The following is a 17,172-nucleotide window of genomic DNA, read 5'->3' as shown; positions in this document are numbered from 1 at the left end:
GATGACCATCCGGAGGCGGGCGTGGCGATCGATCATCTGGACGGGCGGATCCTGGTGCTGCTGGCCCGGGAGCCGCGGATCGGCGTGCTGGAGATGTCCCGCCGGCTGGGGGTGGCGCGCGGGACCGTGCAGGCGCGGCTGGACCGGCTTCAGTCGAATGGAGTGATCCAGGGGTTCGGCCCGCAGGTGGACCCGGCGGCCCTCGGCTACCCGGTCACCGCGTTCGCCACCCTCCAGATCCGGCAGGGCCAAGGCCCTGACGTGCGGGCGCACTTGGCGGGTGTGCCGGAGGTGCTGGAACTGCTCACCACCACCGGCACCGGGGACATGCTGTGCCGGCTGGTGGCCCGCTCCAACGCCGATCTCCAGCGGGTGATCGACCGCGTCGTCGGTTTTGATGGCATTGTCCGGGCCTCCACGGCGATCGTCATGGAGAACCCCGTTCCGCTGCGGATCATCCCGCTGGTGGAGCAGGCAGCGGCGGACGAGGAAGGGTCCTAGCCAGTTCGGGGTGAGCGCGTGTGAGCTTCTGGGAGTACCTGGGCAACCGGCACCAGACGCTGCTCATGGACGCCTACCAGCACGCCAGCGTGGTCTTCCAGTGCATGGTCGTGGCGACCGCCGCCGGGGTGCTGATCGGGGTCGTCACCTACCGCAGCGAGTGGGCCGGCAACCTCGCCACCACCGCGACCGCCACCGTTCTCACCGTCCCCTCCCTGGCCATGATCGGTCTGCTGATCCCGGTGGTGGGCCTCGGCGTCCCGCCGACGGTGATCTCCCTGACGCTGTACGGGCTGCTGCCGATCGTGCGGAACTCGATCGTGGGCCTGCGCGGGGTCGACCCGATGCTGGTGGACGCGGCCCGCGGGATCGGCATGTCCCGGCTGATGCGGCTGGTCCGGGTGGAGCTGCCGCTGGCCTGGCCGCCGATCCTGACCGGGATCCGGGTCTCCACGCAGATGCTGATGGGCATCGCCGCGATCGCCGCGTACGCCTCCGGTCCCGGCCTCGGCAACGAGATCTTCCGCGGACTGGCCTCCCTGGGCAGCAGGAACGCGCTGAACCAGGTGCTCGCGGGCACCGTCGGGATCGTCATCCTCGCCCTGCTGTTCGACGCCGCCTACGTCCTGATCGGGTGGCTGACCATTCCGAGGGGGATCCGTGTCTGACTCCGAGTCCGGGTCCCATGGGGCCGCCATCGAGCTGGAGAACCTCTCCAAGCGCTACCCGGGGACCGCCCAGCCGGCCGTCGACGACGTGAACATGGAGATCAGGGCGGGCGAGACGGTGATCTTCGTCGGGCCGTCCGGGTGCGGGAAGTCCACCACCCTGAAGATGATCAACCGGCTGATCGAGCCGACCGGCGGCCGGATCCGGATCGGCGGCGAGGACGTCACCGGCATCGACCCGGTGAAGCTGCGCCGCAAGGTCGGGTACGCCATCCAGTCCGCCGGGCTGTTCCCGCACATGACGGTCGCCCAGAACATCGCCCTGGTCCCGAAGATGCTCGGCTGGCCCAAGGCCCGGATCCGCGCCCGGGTGGAGGAACTGCTCGACCTGGTCGGCCTGGACCCCGGCGAGTTCCACGGCCGCTATCCGCGCGCCCTGTCCGGCGGTCAGCAGCAGCGGGTGGGCGTGGCCCGGGCGCTGGCCGCCGACCCGCCGGTGCTGCTGATGGACGAGCCGTTCGGCGCCGTGGACCCGATCACCCGCGACCACCTCCAGGACGAGCTGATCCGGCTCCAGCGCGAGCTGCACAAGACGATCGTCTTCGTCACCCACGACTTCGACGAGGCGATCAAGCTCGGCGACCGGATCGCCGTGCTGCGGGAACGCTCGCACATCGCCCAGTTCGACACCCCGGAGGCGATCCTCACCAACCCGGCGGACGACTTCGTCTCCGGGTTCGTCGGCGCGGGCGCGGCCCTGAAGCGGCTGAACCTGACCCGGGTCCGGGACGTCGAGATGGGCGACTATCCGACGGTCACGCTGGACACCCCGCTCCAGGAGATCTTCAACAAGCTCCGGGGCAGCGGGACGAACGAGATCCTGCTGCTCGACAAGCGCGGCCGCCCCTACAAGTGGCTGCGGCGCGGGGACCTGATGCGGGCCAGGGGCTCGCTGGCCCGCGCCGGCACCCTGGTGCACGACACGGTCACCCGGGACGCGACGCTGCGGGACGCGCTGGAGGCGGTGCTCACCGACAACGCGGGCCGGGTCGCGGTGACCGGGCGGCGCGGTGAGTTCATCGGGGTGGTCGACATGGAGACCCTGATGAACTCGGTGCACGAGCTGCTGGAGGCCGACCGGCTGGAGGCGATGGAGCACCAGCACGAGCTCCTGGAGGCGCGGGCCGACCGGACCCATGCCGAGCAGGAGGGCGAGGGAGGGGAGCAGAAGGCGTGAGTACCTCCCCCGACACCCGCCCCGACGGCGAGCACGAGGTCAGGGGCCTGGCCTTCCGTGACGAGGGCGAGGCGGAACTGGAGGCCCCGCCGCCGCGGCAGGGGCCGCCGGCCCGCCGGGTCACCTGGCGGAAGCTGACCTTCCTGCCGGCGTTCCTGGCGGCGCTGCTGCTGGCCACCTGGCTGTGGTTCCAGCAGGCCCGGCTGGACACGATCTCGGCGAACGCCCTCTCCCACGGAGAGGTCCCCAAGTGTCTGTGGCAGCACGTGCAGCTGACCGCGATCTCGACGTTCTTCGTGCTGGTCATCGCGATCCCGCTGGGCATCCTGCTGACCCGCGGGGCCTTCCGCCGGGCCACCCCGGTGGTGATGGCCCTCGCCAACACGGGCCAGGCGACCCCGGCGATCGGCCTGCTGGCCCTGCTGGTCATCTGGCTGGGCGTCGGCGAGAGGGCGGCCCTGATCGGCATCATCGCGTACGCGATCCTGCCGGTCCTGTCCAACACCGTCGCGGGCCTGAAGGCGAACGACCCGACGCTCCTGGAGGCGGCGCGCGGCATCGGCATGTCCCCGCTGGGCGTGCTGCGCAAGGTGGAGCTGCCGCTGGCCGTCCCGCTGATCCTCGCGGGCGTCCGTACGGCCCTGGTCCTCAACGTGGGTACGGCGACGCTGGCCACCTTCGGCGGAGGCGGCGGCCTGGGCGTCCTGATCACCACCGGCATCACCAACCAGCGGATGCCGGTCCTGGTCCTCGGCTCGGTCCTCACGGTGTCCCTGGCCCTGCTGGTGGACTGGCTGGCCTCGCTGGCGGAGGTCCTGCTGCGGCCGCGCGGTCTGGAGGTGGGCCGGTGAGAGGGCTCCGTGTGCCGCTGGCGCTGCTGCTGGCCCTGCTGCCGGCCGCCGGCTGCGGTCTGACCAGCGGCTCCCCCATGGTCGACGACGTGGCACCGGGCTCGATCGGGGCGGGTGAGCCACTGAAGGGCGCCCGTCTCACCGTCTCCTCCAAGGAGTTCACGGAGCAGCTGATCCTCGGCGCGATCATGGGCATCGCCTTCGAGGCGGCGGGCGCGGAGGTCCTGGACCGCACCGGCATCCAGGGGTCGATCGGCGCCCGCGAGGCGGTCAAGTCCGGTCAGGCCGACGGGATGTACGAGTACACGGGCACCGCGTGGATCACCTATCTGGGCAACGGCCACCCCATCCCCGACCCGCAGCGGCAGTGGCAGGCGGTGCACGACGCGGACCTCCGCAACGGCCTGACCTGGCTGCCGCCCTCCAGGCTCGACAACACCTACGCGCTGGCCATGAACCAGAACGGATTCAAGAAGTACGGCACCAGGACGCTGTCGGAGGTGGCCGCGCTGTCCAGGTCGGACCCGGGCGCGGTGACCCTGTGCGTGGAGAGCGAGTTCGCCAACCGTGCGGACGGCCTGCCCGGCATGGAGAAGGCGTACGGCATGAGCGTGCCGGCCGGGAACATCACACAGATGGACACCGGGATCATCTACACCCAGGTGGCGAAGGGCAGTTGCACCTACGGCGAGGTCTTCACCACCGACGGCCGGATCAGGTCCATGAACCTGGTGGTGATGCAGGACGACCGGCACTTCTTCCCCAACTACAACGCGGCGCCGGTCATCAACACCAAGGCCCTGAAGAGGTGGCCGGCGATCGCCACGCTCCTCGCGCCGGTGACGGCGAAGCTGGACAACACGGTGGCCCAGACGCTGAACGCGAAGGTGGACGTGGCCGGGGAGGACCCGCACCAGGTGGCGCTGGACTGGATGAAGGCGGAGGGGTTCGTCAAGTAGGCGCGTATGGACCGGAGTTCCAAAGAAGTCGATGCAAAGGAGTGGTTGCAAAGGAGTGGTTGCACGGCTACCTTCGTACGCATGACGGAGCACGAGAACCGGAAACAGCGCCGCCTGGACGCACGTTCGCTGCGCGGGCTCGCCCACCCGCTGCGGATGCAGCTGCTGGACGCACTGCGGCAGCACGGTGCCGCCACCGCGTCCCAACTGGCCGAGCGGCTGGGCGAGTCCAGCGGTGCGACCAGCTACCACCTGCGCCAGCTGGCCGAACACGGCTTCGTCGAGGACGCCCCGGAGCGCGGCAAGGGCCGGGAGCGCTGGTGGCAGGCGATCGACCAGGGCATCCGCTTCGACAGCGCGGACTTCGAGGACGCGAGCCCCGAGGTACGGGGGCTGACGGAGGTGTTCCTCCAGGAGGGCGCCGCACGTCACGCCCGCGAGCTGTCCGCCTGGCTGGGCACCCGTGACCGGTGGCCGCAGGCCTGGGCCCGCTCCAGCGAGATGAGCGACATGAGCCTGCGGCTCACACCGGAGCTCGCCGTCGCACTGGTCCGCGAGATGCACGCCCTGATCGACGGCTACCGGGACCTGGTCCCCGACAAGGACACCCCTGACGCCGAGCAGGTACGCATCCACACGCACCTCTTCCCCATCGAGACGGACTGAGAGGCACGACATGCACACGCAGACACAGCTCGCCCGGTACCGGATGACGGAACTGCACCATCAGGCGGAGGCACACCGCCTGGCGAAGGAGAGCAGGCCGGAGCGGGAGCTGCGTACCCGTCTGGGCTGGGCGTTGGTCGAGGTCGGCCTGCGCATCGCGACTCCGGTGCCGGCGACTCCCTGAGCGGCGAGGGGAACCGCGCGAGCACCCCTCACCCCCCACCGGCCTGTCGGCCGAGACTCAACAAGCGGGAACGTTCTTCCCCTTCTCCAGCGCGACCAGCGCCGCGACGGCCCCCTTGAGACTGGTCACCGGCACCAGCCGCAGCCCCTTGGGCAGCTCGGCCTTCGCGTCGGCGCACTCGTCCCTCGGCACCAGGAAGACCGTCGCCCCGTCCCGCCGGGCGGCCTGCGTCTTCAGCGCGACCCCGCCGACCGCCCCGACGGTGCCGTCGACACCGATCGTTCCCGTACCGGCGATGTTCTTCCCGCCGGTGAGGTCGCCCCCGCTCCCGTTCCCGTCCAGCTTGTCGACGATCCCGAGCGAGAACAGCAGACCGGCGCTGGGCCCGCCCACGTCCGCCAGCTTCAGGGTCACCTTGACCTTGTCGGCGCCGAGGTTCAGGTACTTCAGCGCGGCCTGCGTCGCCGCGTCCTGCGACTGCTCCATCTGCTCGGTGTTGTGCTGCTCGATCTCCTTGACGTTGTCGCCGCTCGGATACACCGAGTCGCGCGGCAGCACCGCCCGGTCCGTGCGGAACCAGTTGCCGATGACGTCGCCCAGCGACACCCGGGCGTCCGGCCCGGTCGCCTCGATCGTCGTCATCCGCAGCTGACCGCCGGTCGTCCGGGTGGGCGCCCCGGCGATGGTGATCACCGGGGTGCCCTGGTTGTCGCCGAGCACGTTCGCCGTCAACCCGGGCTGGGCCACCGAGAACGGCAGCGGCGCGAGGACGGCCGTACCGATCAGAGCCACGACGGGAACCGCGCAGACGGCGGCGGCCTGGAGACGCGTGAGACGTGAGAGCACGGAGTCAATCTAACGCGGCAACCACTTCGGACCACCGCCCCGGCCCCTCGCCCGCCCCGCCCGATCCCGCCGGCCCCTCAGCGCAGCGCCTCGGCGACCTCCCGCGCCGCGTCCATGACCCGCGTCCCCACCCGCTCGGGCACGGCGTCCGCCAGCATCACGACCCCGACGCTCCCCTCGACCCCGGTGACCCCGAGCAGGGGGGCGGCCGCGCCGCTCGCGCCGGCCTCCAGTTCACCGTGGGTCAGCGTGTACCCGGGATCGCCCTTCGGCGAGAGCCGGGCGGACAGGATCGCCTTCCCTGCGGCCCCGCGGTCCAGCGGGTGCCGGAACCCGGCCCGGTAGGCCACGTGGTAGTCGGTCCAGGTCGGCTCCACGACCGCGACGGCGAGCGCCTCGGTCCCGTCGACCAGTGTCAGGTGCGCGGTCGCCCCGATGTCCTCGGCGAGCGACCGCAGGGCCGGCAGGGCCGCCTCCCGTACGAGCGGATGCACCTGCCGTCCCAGCCGCAGTACCCCGAGGCCGACCCGGGCTCGCCCGCCCAGGTCACGCCGTACCAGTGCATGCTGCTCAAGCGTGGCGAGCAACCGGTACACGACGGTCCGGTTCACGCCCAGTTTCGTGGAAAGCTCGGTGACGGTCAGCCCGTGGTCCGTGTCGGCCAGCAGCTTCAGCACCCTGAGGCCCCGGTCGAGCGTCTGAGAAGTCTCCGCGGTCACGACGCCCACTCCTTAAGTGGTGAGGTCGGCGGCCTCCGACGCGGCGGATGCGTCACCGAGTCCCGTCAGCGACGCGCTTCAGAGGCCGCCGATCGGCAGGAGGGCCCGGCGGCTCCGGACCCAGTCGCTTCACGGCTGCGCTCCGCGGCGGCGCTGCCACGGGGCGTGTGCGTAGGCGGACAGTAGCGAAGGGGGTTCGCTGAGCGGAAGGCTCCGTCCAGAATCCGGTCACGCTGCGGTACGGACTGCTTCGTTATGTGATGGTATGCGTTTCGGTACCCCCACCCACCAGGGGCGGTCCGGCGGGCGGTCGGGCACGCCGACCGGCGGCGGAGCCGCGCATCGGCACGGCCTCACGGCCGGCCGCTACCTCATGCGCGTGGCCCACTCCTGGACCTTGGCGATCCGCTGCCGGAGCTGTCCCGCCGTGGCCTCCGCGCTCGGCGGCCCCCCGCACACCCGGCGCAGCTCGGTGTGGATCACCCCGTGCGGCTTGCCGCTCTGGTGCACATAGGCGCTGACCATCGTGTTCAGCTGCTTCCGCAGCTCCATCATCTCCTTGTGGGAGACGACGGGCCGTCGTTCCGCGGGCAGTTCCAGCAGGTCGGCCTCGTCGTCCGGCTTCCTGCGGCTGTGCGCGATCTGCCGGGCCTGCCGCTTCTGCAGCAGCAGCTGCACCTGGTCGGGCTCCAGCAGTCCCGGGATACCGAGGTAGTCCTGCTCCTCCTCGCTCCCCGGGTGCGCCTGCATGCCGAACTCGGCGCCGTCGTAGAGCACCCGGTCGAAGACGGCCTCGGACTCCAGGGCCTCGAAGGAGAACTGCTCCTGCTCCCCGGTGTCCTCGTCCTGCTCATTGTTCGCCTCCTCCATCTCCTTCTCGGACTCGGCGTACGGGTCCTCCTCGCCGTCCTTCTTCGGCTTGTCGAGGGCGTGGTCGCGCTCGACCTCCATCTCGTTGGCGAAGGTCAGCAGGTCGGGAACGGTCGGCAGGAACACGGAGGCGGTCTCGCCGCGCCGCCGGGACCGCACGAAACGCCCGACGGCCTGGGCGAAGAAGAGGGGGGTCGAGATGGTGGTGGCGTAGACCCCCACCGCCAGCCGGGGCACGTCGACGCCCTCGGACACCATCCGCACCGCGACCATCCACCGGTCGTCACTGCCGCTGAAGTCGTCGATCCGCTTGGACGCGCCGGTGTCGTCGGAGAGCACCACGGTCGCCCTGGTCCCCGTGATCTCACGGATCAGCTTGGCGTAGGCGCGCGCGGACTCCTGGTCCGAGGCGATGACCAGGGCACCGGCGTCCGGGATCCCCTTCCGCACCTCCGTCAGCCGCTGGTCGGCGGCGCGCAGCACGGCCGGCATCCACTCACCGCGCGCATCGAGCGCGGTACGCCAGGCCTGGCTCACGGCGTCCTTGGTCATGGGCTCGCCGAGCCGGGCCGCGATCTCGTCACCGGCCTTGGTGCGCCAGCGCATGTTGCCGCTGTAGGAGAGGAAGATGACCGGCCGCACGACGTGGTCGGCGAGCGCGTTGCCGTACCCGTAGGTGTAGTCGGCGGCGGACCGCCGGATCCCGTCCTGCCCCTCCTCGTACGTCACGAAGGGGATGGGGTTGGTGTCGGACCGGAACGGCGTACCGGTCAGCGCCAGCCGCCGGGTCGCCGGCTCGAACGCCTCCAGGCAGGCCTCGCCCCAGGACTTCGAGTCGCCCGCGTGATGGATCTCGTCGAGGATGACGAGCGTCTTGCGCTGCTCGGACCGGTTGCGGTGCAGCATCGGCCGCACCCCGACACCCGCGTAGGTGACAGCGACCCCGTCGTACTCCCGGCTCAGCGGTCCGGCGCTGTACTCGGGGTCGAGCTTGATCCCTATCCGCGCCGCGGCCTCCGCCCACTGCTTCTTCAGATGCTCCGTCGGGGCGACGACGGTGATCTGCTGCACCACATGGTGGTGCAGCAGCCAGGACGCGAGGGTCAGCGCGAACGTCGTCTTGCCGGCGCCGGGCGTGGCCACGGCGAGGAAGTCACGCGGCTGCTCCTGGACGTACTTCTCCATGGCCCCCTGCTGCCAGGCCCGCAGCTTGCTGGCGGTACCCCAGGGCGCCCGGCCGGGGAAGGCCGGCGAGAGGTGGTGGGAGGACGAGGAGGCAGAAGCGGCGGTGGTAGTCACGGTCTCCGTAGTAAGGGGTTCGAGCGGCTACGTATGCGTATGACAACCGGGCCACCCTACCGGCGCCCCATGGCCGCCAACGCGTGGACGAGGCCGCCCCGGCCCCGGGTGGGACCCACGTCACAGATCACGAAGGCGGGTGGTCACGAAGCGGGGCGTCACGAAGCGGGGCGTTACGAAGCCTGGTCGTCACGAGCCGGGTGGTCACGAAGCGGGTCGTCACCTAGCCGGGTCGTCACCTGGCCGGGGTGTCAGGAAGCCTGGTCGTCACGAAGGCGGGTCGTCACCCAGACCCCGGCGAGCGCCACTGCGGCCATCGGCAGGAACACGAAGGCGAACGCGGCCGGGTGCGAACCGGAACCGGCCGTCCCCGTCATGCTGCCGCCGCCCAGCGCGGCGAAGGCGGCGCCGGCCGCGGCGAGCAGGACGACGTTCGAGAGGCCGTCGGAGATCTGCAGGGCGGCCGAGTTCGCGCCGGCCTCCCGCGGGGCGGAGAGCCGGAGCATCAGCACGCTGGAGGAGGCGATCACCAGGCCCATCCCGAAGCAGCCGAAGCTCCAGGCGACGGCGACGGTCCACACCGGCACGGCGGGCACCAGCACACTGGGCGCGGCCGCGATCGCCGCGGCGACCAGCACCATCCCGAGCGTCATCAGCCGCTCCCGGTACGGCGCCACGCGCGGCCGGGCCTGCACCCACGAACCCAGCGCCCAGGTCACCCCGCCCGCGGCCAGCGAGAGCCCGGCGAGGGTGGGCGTGAGCCCGCGCTGGGTGACCAGCATCAGCGGCACGAAGGACTCGGCGGACACGAAGGCGCCGGCCGCGACCCCGCGCAGCAGGACCACCGACGGCAGCCCGCGGGCCGCACGGTAGGTCCCGCGCGGCAGCAGCCCGAGGACGGACGGAACGAGCAGCGCGGCCCCGGCGGCTCCGGGCAGCAGGGAGACCCACCGCAGGTCCTGGGCCGCGTACTGGAGCAGCCCGGCACCGGCCGAGATGCCGAAGGCCAGCCGGATCCGCCGCCGCTCGACGGGCTCCCGCGCCTGCTCCGCGACCGGTCCGCCCGCCCGGCGCCGTATCTGCGGGAGGGCGAGTGCCACCGGGAGGAGCACGAGCACCGGTATGCCGAGGAACACCCACCGCCATCCGAGCCGCTCGGTGACGGTGCCGGCGGCCAGCGGCCCGACGATGGACGGCACCACCCAGCCGGCGGCGAAGGCGGCCATGATCGCGGGGCGCAGCCGTTCCGGGTAGGCCCGGCCCACCACGACGTACAGCGCGACGATGACCAGGCCGCCACCGAACCCCTGCACGGCCCGGCCCACGATGAACACCCACATGACCTGCGCGGTCCCGGCGACGACGAGCCCCGCGGCGAACGCCCCGATCCCGGTCGTCAGCGCCGCGAGCGGCCCCTTGCGGTCCGACCACTGCCCGGCGAGCACCATCCCGAGCAGACTGGTCGTGAAGTACCCGGAGAAGGCGAAAGCGTACAGCGACACACCGTCCAGCTCCCGGGCGGCCACGGGCATCGCCGTGCCGACGGCGGTCGCCTCGAAGGCGATCAGCAGCACCACGGACACGATGCCGACGCTCAGCGCCCGATACGACCGCCCCAGCACCCCGTCCTCGTCGACTCTGTCTGCGGTCTCATCTGCGACGACGGCGTCGCTGGGCTCAAGGGCGGTCATGCTGACCACGGTAAGGCCCAAGCGCCCCCTTGGCCCCTGTCGCGAGCCGTACCCGGCATCGGACCTTGGTCGTACGCCCCCCGTTCATGAACGCGGTATGGCAGTCCCATTGCACGGGCCCCGATCCCCTTGAGCCCCTCCCCCGCCCCGCCCTACCTTCGAACCACCGACACGGTTCGGGCCACCCGCCCGAGCCCGTGACGGACAGTTGTTCCCGGCCGTGTGCCCGAGTGGTTCAGGGGCTCGCCTGCAAAGCGAGTTACGTGGGTTCGAATCCCGCCATGGCCTCCGAATGCGCATCAGACGCGCTCGAGTGGATCAGGGGCTCGGTGCGCGCCGGGTCGGTGTGAGGCGGGGTCGGTGTGAGGCGGGTGGTGTCGTCGTGTTCGCGGGGGCGATAAGGTCCGCGCATGGGTGGGGAGTTGGAGGCTCATGGCCTCGTCGAAGGTCAGCGGGTCTCGTTGTCGAAGGGGGACGAGCCGCCGCGGGACGGGGCTGCCTGGCGGCGGCGTGCGGTGCAGGCGGCCGGGGTGGTGGCCGTGGGTGCCGTGGCCGTCGGCCGGTTCGGGCTGCATCACTTCGGGTTCGTCGTGGACGCGGTGCAGTTCGTGGTGCAGGCGTTGAACTGGGCGGGACTTCTGGGCTGAGTACGTACGTACCTGCGGTTGTGAGGGCGGCGCCCCCCGAGGGGTGCCGCCCTCGCTGCGGTCGGGCCGGGGGCTACCAGCCGACCGCCACCAGGAGCCATTGGGGGTCGGCGTGGGAGATGAAGGAGGACTGGCCTGCCACGTCGTCGTAGGGGAAGCCGTACGCGAGGTGGTTGATGGCGTTGTCGTGCCAGAACCTGGCGTAGTAGTTCGCCGGGGCCGCCGTGTAGAAGCGGGTCGGGTCGGACTGCTGGGCGGCCGGCAGGGTGGCGACGTGGCGGTTGAGGGCGGCGCACATGTTGGGGTCGCCCGCCAGGGAGGCCGCGCAGCCGAAGATGTCGGAGGTTGCCGCGTTCACGCCGACCGACTGGGCGTAGGAGGTGAAGTAGTTCGCGTTGGCACCGCCCGAGCGGAAGCTCGGGTCACTGCCGGGCGCGATGATCCGGTACGGGGCCTGGGTCTGCGCCAGCACCTTGAACTGGCTCGGAACGGCGTCGGTGAACCGCTGGAAGGTGGTCGCGCGGTCCTCGGCGAAGGTCTGCCGGTTCTCGCCGACCTCGGTGTCGTAGCCGTCCTTGCTGTGCAGGCGCATCGCCAGCTTCAGCCCGAAGGCGTCGACCCGGGTGGTGTTGCCGTTGAAGACGTTGTTGCCGACCGTGAACTCGATGAAGTCGAAGTACGGGCTGGTGGGTGAGCCCAGGTAGAAGTACATGCGGCCCGCGGAGTTGGCCGGCATGTCGAGGTAGGGCTGTTCGGCGATGGAGTGCGTCTGGCCGTTGAAGCTCCAGTACACCTGGCTGTCCGGGTACTTGCCGTTGGTCCGGTTGAGGATCTTCACCTCGACGGCGTTGTGCGCGGCGGGGATGTCGCTCGTGCTCCCCCAGAAGTCGTCCGGCGGGGTGGTGGACCCGGGGCCGTAGACCTGGAACTCCCAGAGCGAGTAGCCGTAGGGGGTGGCCCGGACGGTGCCGGACAGGCGGACGTAGCGGCCGCTGCCGGTGACCGTCAGGTTCTGGGTTCCGCCGGTGGCGGTGGTGGTGGAGTAGACGGTGGTCCAGTTGGCGGCATCGGTGGAGGTCTGGATCTGGAAGGCCTTCGCGTAGGCGGCCTCCCAGTTCAGGCTCACGCGGGTGAGCTGCTGGACCGAGCCCAGGTCGACCTGGAGCCACTGCGGGTCGGAGAAGGCCGAGGACCAGCGGGTGCCGGTGTTGCCGTCGACCGCCGCGCTCGCGGGGAAGGACACGTTCTCGGTCGAGGAGGCGGTGGCCGGCCGGCCCTGGGACAGCAGCTGGTCGGCGGCGTGCGCGGGCGAGGGTGCGAGGGCCGCGAAGAAGGCGGCGATCAGGACGACGACCAGACCGAGAGCCGTACGTGGACGGAGGGCACCGGACGGTGGTCTGCGGGTGGGCACGCTGACGGAACTCTGCATGCGGGTCTCCTCAAGCCGGTTCGGCGTGTGTGGGGATGGAGCAACAGCAGACGTGAGAGCGCTCCCTCGGGTTGTAGACCCACCGGTGCCTGCCGTCAACAACTGAAGCTGAAATGACTGCAGTTGAGAACCAGGGGGTGACAGGACAGGCGTCGCCTTCAGCTCTCGACCACGCGGGCGGCCCGAAGTCCGGCCGCTTCTACAAGCCTTGACGCGTCCGGTACGGACCTGCTGCGGAAGCCGCCGACCGGCCGTGGCCCGTTCCCGGCGGTCCTTGTCCCCCGCGCGAGCTACGCGCAGGTGTCCTCCGGGAGGTGACGATTTAGGGGCGGCCGGTCCATAGCGTTCGGACCAGTCGCGGCGCTTCGGCCGCACATCCCTGGGAGGAAGTCATCATGAGGGTGGTCTGGCAGCTCCTGGCCGTCGCGGCCGTCTCCTTCGCCGGCGGACAGGCGCTCGCGGCGGTGGACGGGAACTGGTTCCTCACGCTGGCCGTCGGCCTGCTGACGGCCGTGGTCGCGGTACCGGTCTACCGGTGGGTGGTACGGCGGACCGAGCACCGGCCGGTCACCGAGGTGGGGCGCGACGGCGCCCGGGCGGCGTTCGGGCGCGGGACGCTGACCGGCGTGGCGGCGTTCACCGGGGTCATCGGGAACATCGCCCTCCTCGGCGACTACTCGGCGCACGGCCTCGGGTCGGTCTCGAGCGCGGTGGGACTGGTCGGGTTCATGGCCGCCGCCGCGGTCACGGAGGAACTGCTCTTCCGCGGAGTGCTGTTGCGGATCGTCGAGGGGCGCTTCGGGACGTGGGTCGCGCTCATCTCGACCGGTGCGCTGTTCGGGATGATGCATCTGCTCAACAAGGACGCCACCGTCTGGGGCGCCCTCGCCATCGCGATCGAGGCCGGCGGCATGCTGGGCGCCGCCTACGTCGCCACCCGCACCCTGTGGCTGCCCATCGGCCTGCACTTCGGCTGGAACTTCGCCGAGTCCGGCATCTTCGGCACCGAGGTCTCGGGCAGCGGGTCGCAGAAGGGCCTGCTGGACGCCTCGACCTCGGGGGCGCAGCTGATCACCGGCGGCGAGTTCGGGCCGGAGGCGAGCATCTACGCGGTACTGCTCGGGCTGCTGGTGACGGTGGCGTTCCTGCGACTGGCCCGGCGGCGCGGCCGTCTGATGCCCCGTCGCCGCCCGGGCGCCGCGTCCGGCACCGTCGCTACACTGCCCCGGTGATCAGTCCTCGGCAGCTGTCCGGACGGTGGCAGCGGCTGGACGTCACGGTCAGGGACCTGCCGCTCGGGCTGCTGGTCCTGGCCGGGTCGTTCCTGCCGGTCCTGCACGGCAAGGGAACGCAGGTCGGGGATTTACCGACCCGTCCGTTCGACGCGCTCGCGCTGCTGGCGCTGGGTCTGGAGTGCCTGCCCCTGGCCGTGCGCCGGCGGTGGCCGGCCGTCTGCCTCGCCCTGGTGTCGGCCGGCTTCGCCGTCGACCAGCTGCGCGGCTACCACTCGGTCGCGGGCACCGCGCTCCCCCTTGCGCTGATCAGCACCGGCGCCCATCTGGAACGGCGTCGGCGGGCCGCCGCACTCGTGTTCTCCGCGGCCTACGTGCCGGTGGCGGCCGGGCTGTACCGGCTCGGGTCGGGGGGCGAGACGGTCGGCGGGTTCGTGACGTTCTACCTGGTGCTGGTCCTCGCCTGGGGTGCCGGTGCCTGGCTGCGCACCAACCGGATCGCGGAGGCGGAGCACCGGCGGCGGGTCGCCGAGGACACCCGCGCGGCCGAACGCACGCGGATCGCTTGGGAGTTGCACGACGTGGTGACCCACCATGTGACCGCGATGGTCGTGCAGGCCGAAGCGGCCCGGTATCTGACCGCCGCACCCGACCGGCTCGACGGGACCCTGACCGCCGTCAGCGACACCGGCCGGCGGGCCATCTCCGACCTGCGCCATCTGCTCGACCTGCTCGACCCCGGGCATGGCGACGGCCGCGGCACGGAGGACCGGACACCGCCCGCGGGGCGGCTGCTGACCCTCGTGGAGCAGACGCGGCGGGCCGGGCAGCCGGTGGAGTTCACCGAGGAGGGCACACCGTCGCAGTCGGCGGGCAGCGCCGACCTGGTGGCCTACCGGGTGGTGCAGGAGGCCCTGACGAACACCCTCAAGTACGCCCATGGCAGCCGCACCTCGGTGCGGGTGCGCCATGGTGAGAAGGAGATCACCGTGGAGGTCGGCACGGACGGCTCCGGCGCGGACGGCTTTGCCACGAACGGCACCGGCACGGACGACGCCGGTACGGACGGCTCTGCCACGGACGGCACCGGCACGGACGGCGCGTCCCTGGGCGGGAGCGGACGGGGGCTGGCCGGTCTCCGGGAGCGGGTGGCCGTCCTGGGCGGCGAGTTCAGCGCCGGGCACACGGCCGACGGCGGGTTCGTCGTGCGGGCCCGGATACCCGCCGGGAACCCGTCGTGACCGCGGCCGAGGGGGAGCCCGTGGCCGCCGCCCCGGGCGGAGCACCGGTCCGGGTCCTGGTCTGCGACGACCAGGTGCTGATCCGCACCGGGCTGGCGACGATCATCGACGCCCAGCCCGACCTGGCGGTGGCCGGTGAGTGCGGGGACGGGCAGGCCGCGGTCGACCTCGCCGGCCGGCTGTGCCCGGACGTCGTCGTCATGGACGTCCGTATGCCGGTGCTCGACGGGATCGAGGCCACCCGGCGGCTGGCCGGCGCGGGGGTGCCGCATCCCGTGAAGGTCCTCGTGGTGACCACGTTCAACCTGGACGAGTACGTCTACAAGGCCCTGCGCGCGGGCGCGAGCGGCTTTCTGCTCAAGGACGCGCCGCCGGACCGCCTGCTGCACGGCATCCGGACCGTGGCCACCGGCGCGGCCCTGCTGGACCCGGACGTGACCCGTCGCCTGGTCGGCCGGTACGCCGCCCGGATCCGGCCCGCCGACGGCGCTGCCGCCGACGACATCCCGCTGACGCCTCGCGAACTGGAGGTCCTGCGGCTGATCGCGGACGGCCTCTCCAACAGCGAGATCGCCGGGGCCCTGGTGATCAGCCCGGAGACCGTGAAGACCTTCGTCTCCCGCATCCTCGCCAAACTGGGCCTGCGCGACCGGGTCCAGGCGGTCGTCTACGCCTACCGCCGGGGCCTGGTGCTCTGACCCCGGCCGCGCGCGCTCAGAGCACCCCGCCCGCCTCGTCCTGGAACAGCTCCGTCCAGTAGTGCCAGTCGGCGTCCGTGGTCATGCCGGTGGGGTCGATCGTCGCGAGGGTGTGGAGCATGGTCGCGGCGAGCTGGTCGTAGGCCTCCGTGGTGAGTTCGTGGCCCAGGTGCTCGTCGATGGTGCGCTCGTGGTGGAGGAGCCACAGGGTGAAGGCGAGCGTGGAGATGTCCGTGTTGAGAGGGTGCAGGCTCGCCTCGGGCTCGGAGAAGTTGAGGATGGCGCCCGTGACGCCGTCCACGACCAGGCTGTTCTCCTCGACCAGGTAGCCGAGACGTATGAGCTGGTCGGCGTGGGGAGGCAGGGCGTCCAGCGGGAAGTCACCGGGGCGGACGTCGGTGAAGTACTCCCGGAGGGTGGGGAGCGGGGCGTCCGGGTCGAGGTGGAAGAGGACCGCGTCCTCCGGGAGGCCGGTCTCGCGCAGGAAGCGGCGGGTCGGCTCGTGGGTGAGCGTGGGCGGGAAGTCGACCTCCTCGAAGCGGGCCACGCGGCCCTGCCCGAACTCCTGGTCAAGGAGCCGGGCCGGCAGGTCGACGGCGAGCCCGGAGTTCGTGCCCGGGCCCGCGACCAGACCGAGGGGGCGGATCAGCGCCGTCGCCTTCCAGTACGCGGGGATCCGGCCCGCCGTGCCCTCCTCGAAGAGCTGCAGCAGTTTGCGGGAGGCCTCGGTGGCCGCCTTGGTGCCGTAGGTGCCGGCGAGGGAGGCGAAGCGGCCGCGCAGGCCCGTCAGTTCCTCGGTGACCGCGGCGAAGCGGAGCAGGGTCTCCAGCGAGGGCGCCAGCGGGCGCTGGTCGGCCGGGTCGAGCAGGTATGCCGTGCTGATCTCGCCGGTGCCGCCGTCGAGGAGGATCGACTCGGTGTCCAGCCCCGCCGGGGCCAGCAACTCGCCTATCACCAGCCGGTCCCGGAGCTCCTCGGCGAGCCGGGACGGGCCGGCCGCAAGGTCGGCGAGCGTGCGCAGACCGGCCGTGCGGAGCGGTTCGAACGTCAACAGGCCACCGGTGTCGGGGAGTCCGGGGCCGGTGAGCCACATGCGGGTCGGTTCGTGCGTGATGTATCGGTCCAGTTCTGCCTCGGTCAGCGTGATGGCCGCCGCACCGCTGCCGGTCGTGCTGGTCGTGCTCATCGCTGCCCCCGCGATCAAAGAGTTCAGGTAATGCAGGTGGGTCGGAGTGTGTGCCGTAGGCCGTCCTGAGCAGGGCATGGTGTGCCGTCCGGGCTTCCCCTCCGAAACGGCCGTCCCCACTGCCCAGAACACTACGCCGCACCACTGACAACGCCCCGTGGATAAGAGACGTCAGACGCCCCTCGTCCGTTCCGTCCCGGCGGGAATCAGCCTTCCCGCCCGTCCCACGGCCGACTTCGAGGTGTCCG

The 17,172-nt window shown here is 71.5% G+C and carries 17 protein-coding genes and 1 tRNA gene; 12 read left to right on the top strand and 6 right to left on the bottom strand.

Annotated features, from left to right (window positions below; translation table 11 throughout):
- The first annotated feature begins 21 nt into the window (after positions 1 to 21).
- From ACFY3I_RS18165 to ACFY3I_RS18135, 7 genes are all read left to right on the top strand, one after another.
- Entirely contained in the window at positions 22 to 501 is a 480-nt protein-coding gene (locus ACFY3I_RS18165) for an Lrp/AsnC family transcriptional regulator (protein ID WP_365296886.1), read from the top strand.
- A 20-nt stretch (positions 502 to 521) separates the two neighbouring features.
- Positions 522 to 1,169 (top strand): ABC transporter permease, encoded by a 648-nt coding sequence (locus ACFY3I_RS18160; RefSeq protein WP_390861448.1) that lies wholly within the window; start codon positions 522 to 524, stop codon positions 1,167 to 1,169.
- Positions 1,162 to 2,406: a betaine/proline/choline family ABC transporter ATP-binding protein gene (locus ACFY3I_RS18155; protein WP_390861447.1), complete on the top strand. Its 1,245-nt coding sequence runs from the start codon at positions 1,162 to 1,164 to the stop codon at positions 2,404 to 2,406. Before ACFY3I_RS18160 ends, ACFY3I_RS18155 begins: the two co-directional genes overlap by 8 nt.
- On the top strand, positions 2,403 to 3,257 hold the full coding sequence (locus ACFY3I_RS18150; protein ID WP_390861446.1) for an ABC transporter permease: 855 nt from the start codon (positions 2,403 to 2,405) through the stop codon (positions 3,255 to 3,257). The genes ACFY3I_RS18155 and ACFY3I_RS18150 overlap by 4 nt, the downstream gene beginning before the upstream one ends.
- Before the next feature lie 77 nt (positions 3,258 to 3,334).
- Positions 3,335 to 4,216, top strand: a complete 882-nt coding sequence (locus ACFY3I_RS18145; protein ID WP_390861770.1) for a glycine betaine ABC transporter substrate-binding protein — start codon at positions 3,335 to 3,337, stop codon at positions 4,214 to 4,216.
- A gap of 81 nt (positions 4,217 to 4,297) precedes the next feature.
- Complete coding sequence (locus ACFY3I_RS18140) at positions 4,298 to 4,882, top strand: ArsR/SmtB family transcription factor (protein WP_390861445.1); 585 nt, start codon at positions 4,298 to 4,300, stop codon at positions 4,880 to 4,882.
- Positions 4,883 to 4,892: 10 nt separating this feature from the next.
- Positions 4,893 to 5,066, top strand: coding sequence for a hypothetical protein (locus ACFY3I_RS18135; RefSeq protein WP_390861444.1), 174 nt, complete (start codon positions 4,893 to 4,895; stop codon positions 5,064 to 5,066).
- A 57-nt stretch (positions 5,067 to 5,123) separates the two neighbouring features.
- Here the strand turns inward: ACFY3I_RS18135 and ACFY3I_RS18130 are convergent, their stop codons facing one another.
- From ACFY3I_RS18130 to ACFY3I_RS18115, 4 genes are all read right to left on the bottom strand, one after another.
- The gene (locus ACFY3I_RS18130; protein WP_390861443.1) at positions 5,124 to 5,912 is read right to left on the bottom strand and encodes a S16 family serine protease; all 789 of its coding nucleotides are present in this window, start codon (positions 5,910 to 5,912) and stop codon (positions 5,124 to 5,126) included.
- A gap of 77 nt (positions 5,913 to 5,989) precedes the next feature.
- On the bottom strand, positions 5,990 to 6,631 hold the full coding sequence (locus ACFY3I_RS18125) for a helix-turn-helix domain-containing protein (RefSeq protein WP_365296897.1): 642 nt from the start codon (positions 6,629 to 6,631) through the stop codon (positions 5,990 to 5,992).
- A gap of 366 nt (positions 6,632 to 6,997) precedes the next feature.
- Positions 6,998 to 8,800, bottom strand: coding sequence for a DEAD/DEAH box helicase (locus tag ACFY3I_RS18120; protein ID WP_390861442.1), 1,803 nt, complete (start codon positions 8,798 to 8,800; stop codon positions 6,998 to 7,000).
- A 251-nt stretch (positions 8,801 to 9,051) separates the two neighbouring features.
- Positions 9,052 to 10,491 carry an MFS transporter gene (locus ACFY3I_RS18115; RefSeq protein WP_390861441.1) on the bottom strand — a complete coding sequence of 480 codons (1,440 nt, stop codon included), beginning with the start codon at positions 10,489 to 10,491 and terminating at the stop codon, positions 9,052 to 9,054.
- A gap of 216 nt (positions 10,492 to 10,707) precedes the next feature.
- Between ACFY3I_RS18115 and ACFY3I_RS18110 the strand changes: the two genes are divergently transcribed.
- Both ACFY3I_RS18110 and ACFY3I_RS18105 read left to right on the top strand, forming a co-directional pair.
- Positions 10,708 to 10,779: transfer RNA gene (locus ACFY3I_RS18110), tRNA-Cys, on the top strand.
- 122 nt (positions 10,780 to 10,901) lie between these two features.
- Entirely contained in the window at positions 10,902 to 11,138 is a 237-nt protein-coding gene (locus ACFY3I_RS18105) for a hypothetical protein (protein ID WP_390861440.1), read from the top strand.
- A gap of 73 nt (positions 11,139 to 11,211) precedes the next feature.
- On the opposite strand, the gene ACFY3I_RS18100 is transcribed toward ACFY3I_RS18105, so the two are convergent.
- Positions 11,212 to 12,567, bottom strand: coding sequence for a beta-1,3-glucanase family protein (locus ACFY3I_RS18100; protein WP_390861439.1), 1,356 nt, complete (start codon positions 12,565 to 12,567; stop codon positions 11,212 to 11,214).
- Positions 12,568 to 12,962: 395 nt separating this feature from the next.
- On the opposite strand from ACFY3I_RS18100, the gene ACFY3I_RS18095 reads away from it, so the two are divergent.
- The 3 genes from ACFY3I_RS18095 to ACFY3I_RS18085 are packed head-to-tail and all read left to right on the top strand — an operon-like array spanning position 12,963 to position 15,738.
- A complete protein-coding gene (locus ACFY3I_RS18095) occupies positions 12,963 to 13,799 on the top strand; it encodes a CPBP family intramembrane glutamic endopeptidase (RefSeq protein WP_390861438.1) in 837 nt (278 codons plus the stop codon).
- Positions 13,796 to 15,040, top strand: a complete 1,245-nt coding sequence (locus ACFY3I_RS18090; protein ID WP_390861437.1) for a sensor histidine kinase — start codon at positions 13,796 to 13,798, stop codon at positions 15,038 to 15,040. Before ACFY3I_RS18095 ends, ACFY3I_RS18090 begins: the two co-directional genes overlap by 4 nt.
- Positions 15,037 to 15,738, top strand: a complete 702-nt coding sequence (locus ACFY3I_RS18085; protein ID WP_390861436.1) for a response regulator — start codon at positions 15,037 to 15,039, stop codon at positions 15,736 to 15,738. The genes ACFY3I_RS18090 and ACFY3I_RS18085 overlap by 4 nt, the downstream gene beginning before the upstream one ends.
- A gap of 16 nt (positions 15,739 to 15,754) precedes the next feature.
- Here the strand turns inward: ACFY3I_RS18085 and ACFY3I_RS18080 are convergent, their stop codons facing one another.
- On the bottom strand, positions 15,755 to 16,924 hold the full coding sequence (locus ACFY3I_RS18080) for an SUKH-4 family immunity protein (RefSeq protein WP_390861435.1): 1,170 nt from the start codon (positions 16,922 to 16,924) through the stop codon (positions 15,755 to 15,757).
- Between the last annotated feature and the right edge of the window lie 248 nt (positions 16,925 to 17,172).

The organism is Streptomyces sp. NPDC001068, assembly GCF_042897315.1.
GTDB lineage: Bacteria > Actinomycetota > Actinomycetes > Streptomycetales > Streptomycetaceae > Streptomyces.
The sequence above is the reverse complement of the archived record's forward strand: the minus strand, read 5'-3'. Positions and strand labels throughout refer to the sequence as shown.